Below are 234 nucleotides of genomic sequence, written 5' to 3'. Positions count from 1 at the left end.
ATACACCACTTGCGCCGATTGTGAATACCATCACTGGTTTGAAAGCGACAAAATTTGTGTTGGAAAAAGCATTGAAAATTAGCCGCCATCGTACGTTACCAAAATATTCCTTTGGTACGTTCCGCAGCTGGTATATGAAAAAAATGGTGGAAAGCCAACAAAAATTTGAACGCAAAGTGGCCTATTATCACGGTTGTTATGTGAACTACAATAATCCACAATTGGGTAAAGAAT

At 38.5% G+C, this 234-nt stretch carries 1 protein-coding gene; it reads left to right on the top strand.

Features of this window, described 5'->3' with window-relative positions:
* Positions 1–20: 20 nt before the first annotated feature.
* Positions 21–234 (top strand): hypothetical protein (locus CUZ56_RS15575; protein ID WP_404948051.1); only part of this gene is annotated, 214 nt, incomplete at its 3' end.

This window comes from Saezia sanguinis, assembly GCF_003991585.1.
Taxonomy (GTDB): Bacteria; Pseudomonadota; Gammaproteobacteria; order Burkholderiales; family Burkholderiaceae_C; genus Saezia; species Saezia sanguinis.
This window is presented reverse-complemented; position numbering and strand designations above follow the sequence as displayed.